The organism is Alphaproteobacteria bacterium (genome assembly GCA_030740435.1).
In the GTDB taxonomy this organism is placed as follows: Bacteria; Pseudomonadota; Alphaproteobacteria; order UBA2966; family UBA2966.
This window is the reverse complement of sequence record JASLXG010000127.1, coordinates 1-13688: the sequence shown is the minus strand read 5'-3', so window position 1 is coordinate 13688 and position 13688 is coordinate 1. Positions and strand designations below refer to the sequence as shown.

The 13688-nt window shown below is 65.6% G+C and carries 16 protein-coding genes and 1 rRNA gene; 12 read left to right on the top strand and 5 right to left on the bottom strand.

Going from position 1 to position 13688, the window contains the following annotated elements; all coding sequences use genetic code 11:
- On the top strand, window positions 1-406 hold a 406-nt coding region (locus QGG75_13360), incomplete at its 5' end, for a long-chain fatty acid--CoA ligase (GenBank protein MDP6068218.1).
- 18 nt (window positions 407-424) lie between these two features.
- On the opposite strand, the gene QGG75_13355 is transcribed toward QGG75_13360, so the two are convergent.
- The 3 genes from QGG75_13355 to QGG75_13345 all read right to left on the bottom strand — a co-directional run bounded on the left by QGG75_13355 (window position 425) and on the right by QGG75_13345 (window position 3779).
- Window positions 425-1102, bottom strand: a complete 678-nt coding sequence (locus QGG75_13355; protein MDP6068217.1) for a HAMP domain-containing sensor histidine kinase — start codon at window positions 1100-1102, stop codon at window positions 425-427.
- Window positions 1099-3036, bottom strand: a complete 1938-nt coding sequence (locus tag QGG75_13350) for a PAS domain S-box protein (protein ID MDP6068216.1) — start codon at window positions 3034-3036, stop codon at window positions 1099-1101. Before QGG75_13350 ends, QGG75_13355 begins: the two co-directional genes overlap by 4 nt.
- Window positions 3037-3107: 71 nt before the next feature.
- A complete protein-coding gene (locus QGG75_13345; GenBank protein MDP6068215.1) occupies window positions 3108-3779 on the bottom strand; it encodes an RraA family protein in 672 nt (223 codons plus the stop codon).
- 168 nt (window positions 3780-3947) lie between these two features.
- On the opposite strand from QGG75_13345, the gene nthA reads away from it, so the two are divergent.
- From nthA to QGG75_13310, 7 genes are all read left to right on the top strand, one after another.
- Window positions 3948-4559, top strand: coding sequence for a nitrile hydratase subunit alpha (gene nthA, locus QGG75_13340; protein MDP6068214.1), 612 nt, complete (start codon window positions 3948-3950; stop codon window positions 4557-4559).
- Between the two features lie 17 nt (window positions 4560-4576).
- Window positions 4577-4918: a nitrile hydratase subunit beta gene (locus tag QGG75_13335; protein ID MDP6068213.1), complete on the top strand. Its 342-nt coding sequence runs from the start codon at window positions 4577-4579 to the stop codon at window positions 4916-4918.
- Window positions 4915-5265 (top strand): nitrile hydratase subunit beta, encoded by a 351-nt coding sequence (locus QGG75_13330; GenBank protein MDP6068212.1) that lies wholly within the window; start codon window positions 4915-4917, stop codon window positions 5263-5265. Before QGG75_13335 ends, QGG75_13330 begins: the two co-directional genes overlap by 4 nt.
- Window positions 5266-5283: 18 nt before the next feature.
- Window positions 5284-6000 (top strand): nitrile hydratase subunit beta, encoded by a 717-nt coding sequence (locus QGG75_13325; GenBank protein ID MDP6068211.1) that lies wholly within the window; start codon window positions 5284-5286, stop codon window positions 5998-6000.
- Entirely contained in the window at window positions 5997-6626 is a 630-nt protein-coding gene (locus tag QGG75_13320) for a nitrile hydratase subunit beta (GenBank protein ID MDP6068210.1), read from the top strand. The genes QGG75_13325 and QGG75_13320 overlap by 4 nt, the downstream gene beginning before the upstream one ends.
- Before the next feature lie 10 nt (window positions 6627-6636).
- Window positions 6637-8313, top strand: a complete 1677-nt coding sequence (locus QGG75_13315) for a caspase family protein (protein ID MDP6068209.1) — start codon at window positions 6637-6639, stop codon at window positions 8311-8313.
- A gap of 420 nt (window positions 8314-8733) precedes the next feature.
- Complete coding sequence (locus QGG75_13310) at window positions 8734-8859, top strand: hypothetical protein (protein ID MDP6068208.1); 126 nt, start codon at window positions 8734-8736, stop codon at window positions 8857-8859.
- A 279-nt stretch (window positions 8860-9138) separates the two neighbouring features.
- Here the strand turns inward: QGG75_13310 and QGG75_13305 are convergent, their stop codons facing one another.
- Window positions 9139-9780 (bottom strand): hypothetical protein, encoded by a 642-nt coding sequence (locus tag QGG75_13305; GenBank protein ID MDP6068207.1) that lies wholly within the window; start codon window positions 9778-9780, stop codon window positions 9139-9141.
- Window positions 9781-10125: 345 nt separating this feature from the next.
- Between QGG75_13305 and QGG75_13300 the strand changes: the two genes are divergently transcribed.
- Together QGG75_13300 and QGG75_13295 are read left to right on the top strand one after the other, a co-directional pair.
- On the top strand, window positions 10126-10485 hold the full coding sequence (locus QGG75_13300; protein MDP6068206.1) for a hypothetical protein: 360 nt from the start codon (window positions 10126-10128) through the stop codon (window positions 10483-10485).
- Window positions 10486-10549: 64 nt separating this feature from the next.
- Window positions 10550-11344 (top strand): hypothetical protein, encoded by a 795-nt coding sequence (locus QGG75_13295; protein ID MDP6068205.1) that lies wholly within the window; start codon window positions 10550-10552, stop codon window positions 11342-11344.
- 97 nt (window positions 11345-11441) lie between these two features.
- Here the strand turns inward: QGG75_13295 and QGG75_13290 are convergent, their stop codons facing one another.
- A complete protein-coding gene (locus tag QGG75_13290; protein ID MDP6068204.1) occupies window positions 11442-12371 on the bottom strand; it encodes a patatin-like phospholipase family protein in 930 nt (309 codons plus the stop codon).
- 190 nt (window positions 12372-12561) lie between these two features.
- Between QGG75_13290 and QGG75_13285 the strand changes: the two genes are divergently transcribed.
- Window positions 12562-12825: a histidine kinase gene (locus tag QGG75_13285; protein ID MDP6068203.1), complete on the top strand. Its 264-nt coding sequence runs from the start codon at window positions 12562-12564 to the stop codon at window positions 12823-12825.
- Between the two features lie 447 nt (window positions 12826-13272).
- Window positions 13273-13688 (top strand): 16S ribosomal RNA (locus tag QGG75_13280); the annotation flags it as partial.

The window sequence follows — 13688 nt, the reverse complement described above, 5'->3', positions numbered from 1 at the left end:
CCAGCGCATCGTCGACGGCTGGCTGCGCACCGGCGATCTCTTCGAGATCGACGGCCAGGGTTTTTTCCATTTCAAGGGCCGCACCGACGACATGTTTCAATGCGGCGGCGAAAGCGTCTATCCCATCGAGGTCGAGAACTTGCTGCTGCGCCATCCCGACGTGGCCAACGTCTGTGTCGTCTCGGTGCCCCACGACATCAAGGGCGAAGTGCCGGTGGCCATGGTGGTGAGGGTGGCCGGGGACACAGGGACTCAAGCGGACGGCGCGGCGCTGAAGCAGTTCTGCCTCGACCAGGGCCCGGCCTATTCCCACCCCCGCGAGATCGTCTTCGTCGAGGCGCTGCCGCTGATCGGTGTGGCCAAGGTCGACCGCCGGGCCATCCGTCAGCGCATGATCGAAGGGTAGATGTCAGATACCTGACATCTACCCCGCCATCACCCGGTCCTTGGGGAACCAGATGGTGACCTTGGTGCCGACGCCGGGCTGGCTGCTGATGTCCAGGCCGCCGTTGTGCAACTCGGCCAACGACCGGACCAGTGGCAGGCCCAACCCGGTGCCGTCGAAGCGGCGGTTGAGGGAGCTTTCGACCTGGCCGAAGGTGGCCAGTGCCCGCGGCATATCTTCGTCCGCGATGCCGATGCCGGTGTCGCTGACCGAAAGTTCGAGGGCGCCGTCGGCCCTGAGTCCGCTGTCGACGGTGATGCGGCCGCCGCGCTGGGTGAACTTGACCGAGTTGGAAAGCAGGTTGAGCAGCATCTGTTTGACCATGCGCTCGTCGGCCCTCAGCGTTGGTGGGCGGGGCGAGATGTCGGCTTCGATCTCGAGGCCGGCCTTTTCGGCGTCGGTCGCGACCAGGCGCAGGCAGTCCTCGATGGTGCGGGCGGGATCGACCTCGACCTCATAGAGTTCAGTCTGGCCGGCCTCGATCTTGGAAAGATCAAGAATGTCATTGATCAGTAGCAGCAGGTGCTCGCCGCTGTGGTAGATGTTGGAGGTATATTCCTCGTAGCGGGCATCCCCCAACGGCCCGAAATTCCCTGCCATGATCAACTGGGCGAAGCCCATGATGGCATTTAGCGGCGTGCGCAATTTGTGGCTCATGTTGGCCGAAACTCGGATTTGGCGCGGTCGGCGTATTCGGCCCGTTCCCTGGCGGCGACCACTTCCGTCTCGGCCTGCTTGCGCTCGCTGATATCCTGGATGGTGCCGACGTACTTCAGTGGCCGTCCCGCCTGGTCGCGGATCAGTTGCACCCGGGAATGGGCGACGCCCGGCCTGCCGCGGGCATCGGTAAAGCGGAAGTCGTGCTCGTGGATATCCTGGCCGGATCCGAGGACTCGTTCGGTTAGGTCAGTGCCCAGTTCCCGGTCGTCGGGATGGATCATTTCCTGAGTCAAATCGACGGTCGGCTCGATCTCGCCGGGTTCAAAGCCGAAGATGCGGTAGAGTTCGTCCGACCAGGTGAAGCGGTCGCTCTCGACGCTGCGCTCCCAGTTGCCGATGCGGGCCAGCCGTTGGGCCTCGGCCAGGGCAAGATTGGCCGTGCTCAGGGCCTCGGTGCGTTGGGCGACCCGAAGTTCGAGATCGTCACGGGCCTGTTTGAGCTCAGCCTCGGCCCGAGTGCTCTCCGAAATGTCGGTATAGGTGGCGACGTGGCCACCGCCCGGCATGAGATAGCGGTCGACGCGCACGATGGTGCCGTCGAGCATGATGAAACGGTCTTGACTTTGCGGCCCGGCGTGGCGAATGCGGGCAAATTCCCGCTCGGCCGCGGCTTGCGGCTCGCCAGCGCCGAAACCGCCCTGCCCGGCGATGTGGCGCAAGAGCTCCAGCATTTTCATGCCGGGCCGCACGATGTGCTGTGGGTGATACCAGAACTCGAGGCACTTCTCGTTCCAGGCGACCAGTCTTTGTTCGTCGTCCCAGACCACGAAACCCTGGTCGATGGACTCGAAGGTGGTTTCCAGAATGCGTGATTTGTCCGCCAGCTCGCGCTCGCTGCGCCTGAGCGCCTCGTCGGCTTGCTTGCGTTCGCTGACGTCGCGGATCAAGGCCTGCATGGCGGGCCGGCCCTGCCAGGTCAAGTAGGTGGCCACCGATTCCCAGGCGAAGGTCGTGCCGTCCAGACGCAGGCCCGTCAATTCCGTGGCCGGCATCTGGCGCTTGCCATCGATCATGAGCTGGCGGCGCTGGCGGCCCAGGTCACGGCAATCCGGGTGCAACAGGTCGTCCGCCGCCAGGCCGATCAGGTCGGACGGGCCGGCGGCGCCGAAAATCCTTGCCGCGGCAGCGTTGGCAAAGCCGACGCGGTCGTCGGCGACGAGCAGGATGGCGTCCGGAGCGGCATCGACCAGCGAACGGTAGCGCTCCTCGCTTTCCCGCATGCGCCGGATGATGGGGTTGCTGGCGGCCAGGAAGAGAACGCTGCCGATGACCACCACGATCAGGGCCAGGCCGAGGGCAACCAGGGCGGCGCGGACGAAGGGGGCGCGAATTTCAGCTAGGTCGATCTTGGCCACGATGCCGAGGTCGAGGACGTCTACCGGTTCAAAGGCAGCCAGCACCTCGACGCCGCGGTAGTCGAGCCCGACCAGGGTTCCCGAACGGCCGCCGAGTGCCTGACGCATGGGCTCGGCCAGGGTCGTGGCAAAGGGCAGCGTGAGCGGCTGGTCATCGTGCCGGTGGCGATGGCGCAACAGGTAGACGATCTCGGAGCCTCGGCGCTCGGCCAGGGTGAATTCGCCGGTCTCGCCGAAGCCTTTGAAATTATCGTGGGCATCGACGACCTGGGAAATCGTCGCCTGCCTGGCACCGTGGGGATAATCCTGGCTGTAGACGGCATCGAAACGCGCTACCGCCTCCATCAGGCGAGCCCGGCTTTGAGCCGTTTCGATCAGGCGTTGGCGCTGCTCCTCGAAGGCGGCGTCATAAAGTGTGCCGATGGCCAGACCGCCGACGGTCAAGGCAACCACCGTCATGACGGCGATCAGATAGACGATCCTGCGGCTCTCGCCGGCGGATCCGCCCTCGGTCATGCCCGATCCTCCCCTTGGAACGTTTCCACTTTAGCTTGGGTTGCGCGCCAACGGTATGGCTGCCGCAAAATTCATATTTTGCGATATTTGTCCATCACCTCGACAAACGTCATGCCGGCTTCCAGGTCGGCCATGGCGGCGGCGTCGTCGGTCGCAAAGCGTTCGGCCAGGGTGACGATTTCAGCCGCCCGTGGGGCTGGCAGGCAGACCACGCCGGTGCCGTCGGCCACCACCAGGTCGCCGGGCGCCACGCCGACGCCGCCGATCTCGATCGGCTCGCCGATGGCTTCGACCTTGAGCCGGGTGCGCCCCGTGGTGGGGACCAGGTGCCGGGCGAAGACGGCGAAACCGAACTCGACGATCTCCTCGAGGTCGCGCACGCCGCCATCGACCACCAGCCCGGCGATGCCCTTCAGGCTGGCGGCATAGGAGGCCATGCCGCCCCAGGTCGAGACCCGCGCGCCGCCGGCGTCGATGACGATGACGTCGCCGGCCCGGGCGGCCTCGATGACGGCGCCGACCTTGAAGTCACTGGAGGCGAAGGTGGCGAAATCGCCGCTCACCTCCTTGACCGTCAGCGCCGGGCCGGCGCAGCGCAGCCCAGGCGCCACGGCGGCGACGCCGGCGGCCACGTTGTCGGGCAAGCCGACCTCGTCCAGCGCGTTGGCCAGCGTGCTGGTGGCCAGTGGCGCCAGGCGTGCGATCAGCTCGGGCGGCGGATCCGGATCCCCGGTTCCTGTCATGGCGTGCTCCCCATCAGGGCCCGGGAATTCTAGCCAAGTTGGGCCCATCGGGATAGCGTGGGCGGAGGCAAAGGCGAAGAATTGCCGGTTTTCGAGCCGGCTTGCCCCGTTTGCGCGGGAGCGCGATAATCGCCGTTGTCCATGGGGAGTATGCGGGGGAGTAATGGCATGAGTTCAACCGGCAAGGCGGGCCACGTTCCGGGTCCCGATTCGGAGACGGCGCTACGCGTGCGGGCGCTGGAATCGCTGCTTTTGGAAAAGGGGCTGATCGAGGCCCAAGCGCTGGACGAGCTCATCGACCTCTTCGAGAACCGGCTCGGGCCCTGGAACGGCGCCCGTGTGGTGGCCCGAGCCTGGAGCGATCCCGACTACAAACTTCGCTTGATGCAAGATGGCACGGCGGCGATCGCCGAGATGGGCTTCGAGGCCGTGCAGGGCGAGGAAATGGTGATCGTCGAGAACACCGCCGAGGTGCACAACATTGTAGTTTGCACGCTTTGTTCCTGCTTCCCCTGGGCCACGCTGGGGCTGCCGCCGGTGTGGTACAAATCGGCGCCCTACCGGTCCCGGGCGGCCAGCGACCCGCGCGGCGTCTTGCGCGAGTTCGGTACCGAGATCGGCGCCGATGTCGGCGTACGCGTTTGGGACAGCAACGCCGAGGTGCGCTACATGGTGCTGCCTGAAAGGCCGGCCGGCAGCGAGGATCTGGACGAAGAGGCGCTGGCGGCACTGGTCACCCGCGATGCCATGATCGGCGTTGCCAAGGTGGCGTCGCCCTGAGGCCTGGGAGGTCGATGATGACCGACGTACACGACATGGCCGGCCGCGACGGGTTGGGGCCACTGGTGCCTGATGACGACGGTGTGGTCTTTCATCAGGCCTGGGAGGGCCGTGTGCTGGCGCTGGCCCGCGCCGCCATGGCCGGCGGCCACTTCAACCTGGACGAATTCCGCCACGCCATGGAACGCATTGAGCCCGGCTATTACCTGAGCTCGAGCTACTACGAACGCTGGCTCGAGGGCACCATTACGTTGCTGCTGGAGAAAGGCGTGCTCGGCGAGGCCGAATTCGCGGCCCGGCTGAGCGAGTTGCGGGGCCTGGCCGGCAAAGCCGGCCAAAACGGTGGTGATTCGCCATGAGCATCGTCGACCTGGAAACCGTACGCGGCCTTTACAAGGACGCCGGGGCCAGCCGGCTCGACCTCGACATCGCGCCCCGCTTCAAGCCTGGGGATGCCGTGCGGGCCCGGACCATCGAGCCAGCCGGCCACACCCGCCTGGCGGGCTACGTGCGTGGCAAACAGGGCGTTGTCGAGCGCGACCACGGCGTCTTCCACCTGCCCGACAGCCGGGTCGCCGGCGATGGCGACAAGCCGCAGCACATCTATTCCGTGCGCTTCCGCGCCCGCGATCTCTGGGGTCCCGAGGCGGCGGCCCAGGACAGCCTCAACATCGATCTCTGGGACGATTATTTGGACCCCGCCTGAGGAGGCCGAACCATCGCCATGCGCAAGCTGCCCGGCATACCCGAGTTGACCGTGCCCGAGCGCCAGGCCGGCGCGGCGCTGCCGCGCGACGCCGGCGAGCCGGTCTTCACCGAGCCCTGGCAGGCCCACGCCTTCGCCATGGTGATGGCGCTCTACCAGGACGGCCACTACAACTGGGCCGAATGGGACGACTATCTCGGCTATCACATCCAGGCGCCGGGGCATTTCGGTCCAGCCGCGGAATCCGCGGGCGCCGTGGCGCCGACGCGCGAGGGCGCCAACCGGAGCGCCTTCCTGGCGGCCTGCGAGCGCGACGGCGGGCGTTTCTACCACCACTGGCTGGCCGCCGCCGAACAATTGCTGGACGAGCGCGGCCTGGTGCCCCGGGCCGAGCTCGAAGCTCGCGTCGAGGCCCTGGCCGGGGTCGAGCGTGAGGGGCCGCGCTTCCAGGCCGGTGAAAGCGTGCGGGTGCGCGATACCAAGCGCCAGGGCCACACCCACCTGCCCGGCTATCTGCGCGGCATCGTCGGCCGGGTGGAGGCCGAACACGGTATTTTTGTCTTTCCCGATGCCGCCTTCGAGCACCACCACGGGGCCGGCTCGGGCGCGGAATTGCAGCGCGTCTACGGCGTCTCCTTTGCCGCCGGCGACATCTGGGGGGCCGCAGCGAGCGGCGACCATCGCCTCAACTTCAATCTCTGGGATTATCAACTCGAAGCCGAGGACGGGTCATGAGCGAAGCCAACATGCCAAGCGATCTGCAACGCCTGTTCCGCGACGATGACGGCGCGCTTTACGCCGGCGAGGCGGCGGCCCGGGCCATCGCCATCATCATGAAGCTCTTTGCCGACGGTCACTATTCCTGGCCCGAATGGGTCGACAAGTTCAGCGTCGAAATCGCTCCGCCGGGACACTACCGCCAGGGGCCGGAAGCGGCCGCCGGGGCGGAGGCGCAGCTCAGCGGGGAGGGGGGTGAGATCAACCAGAACTACGCCCGGCTCTGGCTCGCGGCCTGCGAAAAGCTGTTGCTGGAGAAGGGACTGATAAGCTCGGCCGAGTTGGCCGGTCGGCTGGAGGCTTTGCGCGGCGTTGCTGGCCCGGCCCAATCGTTGGCCATCGGCGAGCGGGTTCGGGTGCGCGACCTGGAGCCCATGGGCGAGGCCCACCTGCCGATCTTTATCCGCGGCAAGCTGGGCCTCATTGAGCGCAACCTCGGCGACTTCGCGGCACCGGTTGCTGATGAGGAGCGGCAACCCCATTACAGCGTCCGTTTCACGGCCGCGGAACTGTGGGGTGCCGACCGGCCCGAGGGCGATAGCCTCAACTTCACCATCTGGCAGGGCTATCTCGAGCCCGCCTGAGGAGGTGAGCATGAGAAGCGCGGCTCTCACCATTGGATTTGCCCTGGCGTTAATCGCTGGCCCGGCCGGGGCGGCCGAGAAGGTTGCCCCCGTGATCGAGCTGCCGGCCGAGGTAGCGCTCGAGGGCGACACGGTGCGGCTCGAGGGCCGCATTCGGGATCAGTCGCGCATCGTTTTTGCCACCCTCGACGGCCAGCCCATCGCGGTCGGACCGGGCGGCGCCATCGTGCTGCAAAAGAAGGTGGGCAGCGGGGCCACGGTGCTCGTGGTTGCGGCACTGGACGAATGGGGCAACCGCACGGAAAAGACGGTGCGCCTGATGCGCCCGGCGGCGTTGCCGGAGCTTTCGTTTGGTAACTATTACGCCCTGGTCATCGGCAACAACAATTATGCCCAACTGCCCAAGCTGAAAACGGCAGTGGGCGATGCCCGGGCGGTGGCGGCGCTGCTCAAGGACGCTTACGGCTTCGAAACAAAGCTCTTGATCGATGCCAGCCGCCAGCAGGTGATCGGCGCCATGGCCGAGCTGCGCGGCAAGCTCAAGCCGTCCGACAACTTGCTGCTCTATTACGCCGGCCACGGCGTGCTCGACAGCTACGCCGAGGAAGGCTTCTGGCTGCCCGTCGACGCCGCCAAGGACAATCCCGCCAACTGGATCTCCAACGGCGACGTCACCAACATGCTGCGGGCCATCCGGGCCAAGCATGTCATGGTGGTGGCGGACAGCTGCTATTCCGGCACCCTGGTGCGGGCGGCGCCGATCAAGATCAAGACGGCCGAGGAGCGTTCCACCTGGCTCGAGCGCATGGCTGCCAAGCGCTCGCGCACGGCGCTGGTCTCGGGCGGACTGGAGCCGGTGATGGATGCCGGTGGCGGCGGTCATTCGGTGTTCACCAAGGCCTTCCTGGAATCGCTGTCGCAGAACCGCGAGGTGACCGACGGCCAAGCCCTGTTCGCCGCCATCAAACGGCCGGTGGCGCTGGAATCGGACCAGACGCCGGAGTATTCCGACATCCGCCGGGCCGGCCACGACGGTGGCGATTTTCTCTTCATCCGCAAGAATGCGGGGCGGCAAGTTGCTCGTGCGGCCCCGGCGCCCTGGCGCCCGGCGGCCCCCGCCCCCGCCATCGCACCCCCCGTCGCCGCGGCCCCGCGACCCGACCACACGGTGGAGCTGGCCTTTTGGAATTCCATCAAGGACAGCAAAAACGCGGCTGAGTACCAGGCCTACCTGAGCCAGTACCCCAAAGGGGCCTTCGCCGCCCTGGCCCGCCAGCGCGTACAAGCCCTGAAGCGCCCCAAACCCCAGCCCCAGCCACAACGCCAGGCCGCCGTACGGCTGCCGGCGCAGGTCGATCCGGCCCGTGCCCTCGACGGCACCTGGCGAGCCCGGGCGGTGCAGCTTTTCGGCGGCGACTACTGTCCCAGCGAGCTGGAGCTCGAAGTCACGGTGCGCAACCGTCGCCTCGAAGGCCACGGCGAGCGCATCACCATGAGCGGCCGCATCAGCGTCAACGACGAACTCGAAGCCACCATCGTATCCGCCGACAACTCGCTCTTCGACGTGCAAGCGAGGCTGAAGGGCCGCGAATTTCGCGGCCAGGTCACAGTCGGTGCCATGGCCCACCTCGACGACCCCTCGAACGTCGGCTCGGGCTGCGATCTCAGGTTCACCATGCGGCGCTAGTGTGATGATTCTGAAGTTCGGCGCATTCCATGCGCCGAAATTCGGGATCTGAATCACACTAGAAACAAATGTTTAGTGGCCTGCTTATCCCAGAAATTCATTCTCTGAATTTCTGGGGCAGGGCACTACGGCATTAGACCCCGAATCTCCAGTCTGCTATCTTGCCGGCTCCGGAACGCTGCTGCGGGGAGTGCCATGAGACCTTTTGGGTTGGCCGGGGCAGGATTGCTGTTTTTGGCCGCCCAAGTGCCGGCCTGGGGCGGCGAAGTCGTGCCCTATCCGCAACTCTTTCCCGGCCCCGCCCATAGCGCCGCCGCGCCGCCAGCTCCGGTTTCTGCCCCAACCGCTGCCGGGGCCGGCAAAGCAGCCGGCGCTAGCGCCTTTCCGGCCAATCCCGACGCTGGTGGGTTTCGCCTTGGCGTGACGGCAGCGACCGTCGGCGTGGTGGGGCTGCTGGGGCTGGCCGTCGTCGCCATCAGTTCGGAAAACACCCGCGCTGTCAGCAACGCCGTTGTCACCGTGGCCAACAGCACCCCGGGAACCTAAAGCGGATCTCAGGTTCTGAGATCCGCTTTAGGTTTTCTTGTCGCTCACGGCGGCGGCCCTTCGAGCCGCAACCTGCGCGGGCGCGCCGCAGTAGCGGCGGGTCGCGGTTGCTCCCGTTGCACAAAATGACAAAGCACGAAATAGATAAAGACCGCCGTCGCTATCCGCACTAAGCCGCCCCCATTGGGGGCGGAGGCCAAGGGCGCGGATGCGCCCGCCCGGTGAGGGCCCAAGAAAAACCACGCCCGCCCGGTGAGGGTCTACAAAAAAGAGCGGGCCTTAGGCCCGCTCGCGGCGGCCGCCGAATACTGCGGTGAGGGATTTCTTTGGTGTCATGGCGGCCGAGGCGTTGAGGCTGGCCGGCAGCGTCGCTTCGCCAAAGAGCGCGAAGACGGCGCTCTGTTCCTCCAGCGGCCAGTCCCGGTAGCCGGGCGCCAGGCGTGTCGTCAGACGGATGTTGCGGTCTGTTGCCTGCTCCTCGAGCTGGCGGCGAATGACGCGCACGCTGAGCGAGATGGCGGCCCAGCCGCAGGTGTCCATGAACAACGCCTCGACGGACTTGCCCGCGGCCAGCATCTCCTGGGCCCGATCCTCGATGCCGGGTCCGACCGACAGCACCACGGCCTGGATTTCGGCCGCATCCGCCAGCAGCCTGGCCAGGGTGGGGCTGTTGAAGGTCTGGCCGGCGACGCCCACGCTGTCAGCGCCTACTTCTTCCAGGGGCCCGCGCCAGACCACCACCTCGGGGGCCGCCAGTTCACTCGCCTCCTGGGCCATGCGTTCGGCGATTTCGGCGATCCTGGGGCGCACCGCGGCGACGTCGCGGTAGCCCTGCAGCCGCAGCACCATGCGTCCCGGGATGGCCGGTGGCGGTACCTCGAGGCGGAAGACCTGGGCGGAGCTGTCGTCGGCGGAGGTCACGCCACCATTTCCTCGGTATCGATGACGATCGCCGGCCACAGGTCAGCAAGGGTGTTGCTCATGAAGGGGTTGTCCTCGACGATGGGGGCCGATAGGCCTTCGAGATCATCGGCCATGGCATGATCGGCCAGGGGCTGATCGCATAGCGCATCGGGGCGGCGTGCCCGAGGTCAGGGAGAGCGCAAGCAGCATATCGAATCCACGAAGGGGCAAAACCATTGCGGGGGATTGTCGATCAAGTGCCGGGACTTGACCAGGGTTTTCCCGCCGGCCGCCATCCGGTCGCAGTTGAACGGGCCGGACGAATGCTGTTCAATCGACGCCACGTCGGGAAAGGGACCAAGGATGACGCACGGCGACGACTATCAGACCCTGCGCGAACAGAAGCGCTTCCTCGTCGATGTGGAACGGGGCGTCCAGCTGGCCAACCGGGAAATAATCCATCAGCGTATCCCCGAGATCACCAGCCAGTCCTTTCTTGCCATGGCGGTCATGGTGGCCCGCTTTCGCGCCACTTACCTTGAGGCAGCGCAGATGTTGGCAGCCGACGTGAAAGCGGCGGAGACGCCGCAGGCCATCAGCGATCTGCGCGCCAAGCGCGAGGCCTATGAAGAGGCGGTAGCGGCCTTCGAGGCTCTGAGGCGGGCCATCGAACAGGGGTATGTCGACGTCCAGCTTGATGGCTCGGGGGGCGATGCGGGATAAATGACGGCAAGCGGGGAAAGTCGACGATATACACCACGGCGGCGTTTGATGCGGGAAACCGGTGATGGCGTTTGAGGTCAGGACTCCAAAGGGTTGGAACAGCCGACGCTGCCGCTTCGTCAGCGAAAGCTACCTTGAGCGATTTCTCCTGTTCGTCGCCCGCGAGGCCCCCAAGGGCACCACCGGGGCGGCCGAGCTGGAGGCGCTGGCCGACCGTTTTCGCCAGAGCGATGCCGCCATCAAGGCGTTGCTCCAGGATTCCTTTTTCAGATGCAATCAGGCGCGCCAGAACAAGGAGTTCGACGATAAGCGCGAGAACCATCTTGGACGCCTGGTGGTGGAGCAGGTTTCGCCGCTATTCGTCGAGGCCGGCGGCAACGATCCCAAGGATGGCGGCCTCTCGCGTGAGATTCTGCCAGGCTTCTTTCACGCCCTAGAGCTGGCCATCGGCAGCGGCCCGCTTAGTGACTACCATGAGCGCTGCACGGCCGCCTTCGGCCGGCTGCGCGAGGCTGCCGGCGATAACTTCGATTGGGAAGACTTCTTCTTCGATATGGAGGTGATGGAGGTCCTGACCGATCTCCTGGTCGATTTCTCGCGCAATTTCGAGGATTTCGAGCGCCGCAAGGAATGGTTCATCGACCTGATCAACCAAGGCATGACGGGCGATGACGGAGCCAACCAAAAGCCTGTTCCCGACTGGCGCTTCGGTGAGCGCCACTTCATCATCTTTTGTGCCGGCCTCTTCCGGCCCCTGGTCGAAGCCATGCTGGTGGACATGGAACGCGAGCGTATCGCCCTGCGCTTCGGACCGTCCGAGCCCGACCGTATCAAGTCGTTCCTGGCCACGATTTTTTGAACAGGAACACGTACCTTGATGCCTATATCTTAGGCATCAAGGTAGGTGTCCCCATTTTGTGATTTTTTTGGCCAGGCCGCACTTAACAGCCAGACGCTCAACCACCGCCCAGGATGGTGGCCACCTCGCCGAAAGCCGGCAGGGAGCGCTCCACCGCCAACTCGCCCTCGCGGATGGCCTCCTCGGCGCGGTCGAATTCGAGCAAGCCGATGTCGCCCAGCCGCGGCGCGATGGTGACGTCGGGCGGATCGCCGGCCAGGCGGCTGCGGGTCAGCCGGTCCTGGATGATGTTCAGCGACGCCACCATGACCTCCAAGAAGCCCAGCGGCGTCTCCGTGCGGCGCAACAGGTTGCCGATGGCCCAGGCCGAGGGCGATGTGGCGCCGCCGGCGAAGCTCTTGACCCGTTCGATCAGATCCTCGTCCGGTGCCGAGGCATGGCCGGCCGGGTAGAGGCGCTGGTGGTCGCCGTTGAGGTTGACGGCGACGACCAAGCGGGCACCTAGCGCCCGGCAGACCGAAACCGGCAGCGGGTTGACCAGGGCGCCGTCGACCAGGAACTGGCCGTCATGCGCCACCGGCGGGAAGATGCCGGGCATGGCCATCGAGGCTCGAGTCGCGTCGACCAGCGAATCGCGGCGCAGCCAGACCTCATGGCCGGTGGCGAGATCGGTGGCCACCGCGGCGAAGGGGCGGTCGAGCTCTGCGAAGGTCTGGTCGCCCAGATTTTTGGCCACCATGGCGATGACCTTGTTGCCGCCGATGAAGCCACCGCCCGAGAGCTTGAGGTCGAGGTACTTGAGGATGCGCAGCTTGGTCAGGCGGCAGGCCCAGTCGGCCAGCAAGTCGAGCCGGCCGGTCAGGTAGAAGGCGCCGACCAGGGCGCCGATCGAGGTGCCGCAGACGACGTCCGGCACGATGCCGGCCCGGCCCAGCGCCCGGATCACGCCGATGTGGGCCCAGCCGCGGCCGCCGCCGCTGCCAAGCGCCAGGCCGATAGGAAGTTTGGGAACCGTGTCGTCGCTCACGCCGTGCGCTTTCTGCTCTGCTACCGCGGGGCTGCCGCCTCGCATTGTGACCTCAGCGGCGGCCGAAGCAAAGCCTGGCGCCGGCCACGTCGATGGATTCCCTTCGGGCTTGCTTTGCATTAATCTAATCCGGCATCGGCCGCCGGGGCGCTCTGCTTAGGCGATCCATAACACTAGGGACGGACCAGCCATGACAAAGTTTCTCCTGAGTGCGGAGAATCCCAGGGGATGGAAGCTCGAAGATCTTCTGGTCGAAATTCAGAACGACGTGATCAAACGGATGAGCAAGATTCTCGACGACCAGCGGCCCGAGGCCCGTTCGGTGGTCAACAACAGTCTGCAAATCGCCAGCCACATCGCCGAATGCATCGCCCTGGCCAACGATTCGGCGCGCATTCTCAATTCGCTGGGCCCCGCCGGAAATCGGGGGCAGCCCCGTATCGGCGGCGGCTAGGCCGCGCCAGGCCGGCGCGAGCCCCTTGTTTGGCGGCTCCGAGAGGCGTATAATGGTTCGTTGGTGCGCCCCCCCGGGGTGCGCTTTTGGGCGGTGCGAACTTAACCTTTGACAGCACCGGTGGGCTCCAGTATAAGCCCTCCCACGGCGCGGCCGGAACGGCCACTTGTGGTGGTTTGCCTGGCAGCGCCGGTTTGTTGTTTTGTGTGATCGTTCTTTGTCATCGTGAAAATGGAAGAGATGCGTAGGCGGCGGTGTGCCATTGCGGACACTGTCGCAGACGCAGGCCAACTTGTGCCGACAGAGGTTTAGGGTGTCCGCCGGTGGTAGGCATCTGCCTGAGGCTTCTGGAAGCATATTAGTTGTGTGCGTTTGTGCAGGGTCTATGGACCCCAGTCACGAGATTTCCGGACGCTTCGGTGTCCGGGCATCAACGGCTGGCAGTCTTAACATGAGAGTTTGATCCTGGCTCAGAACGAACGCTGGCGGCAGGCTTAACACATGCAAGTCGAACGTGAAGCCGGGCTTCGGCCCGGTGGAAAGTGGCGCACGGGTGAGTAACGCGTGGGAAATTACCTAGCAGTACGGAATAACTCCGGGAAACCGGCGCTAATACCGTATACGCCCTCCGGGGGAAAGATTTATCGCTGTTGGATGTGCCCGCGTCGGATTAGGTAGTTGGTGGGGTAATGGCCCACCAAGCCCGCGATCCGTAGCTGGTTTGAGAGGATGATCAGCCACACTGGGACTGAGACACGGCCCAGACTCCTACGGGAGGCAGCAGTGGGGAATATTGGACAATGGGCGCAAGCCTGATCCAGCAATACCGCGTGTGTGAAGAAGGCCTGAGGGTTGTAAAGCAC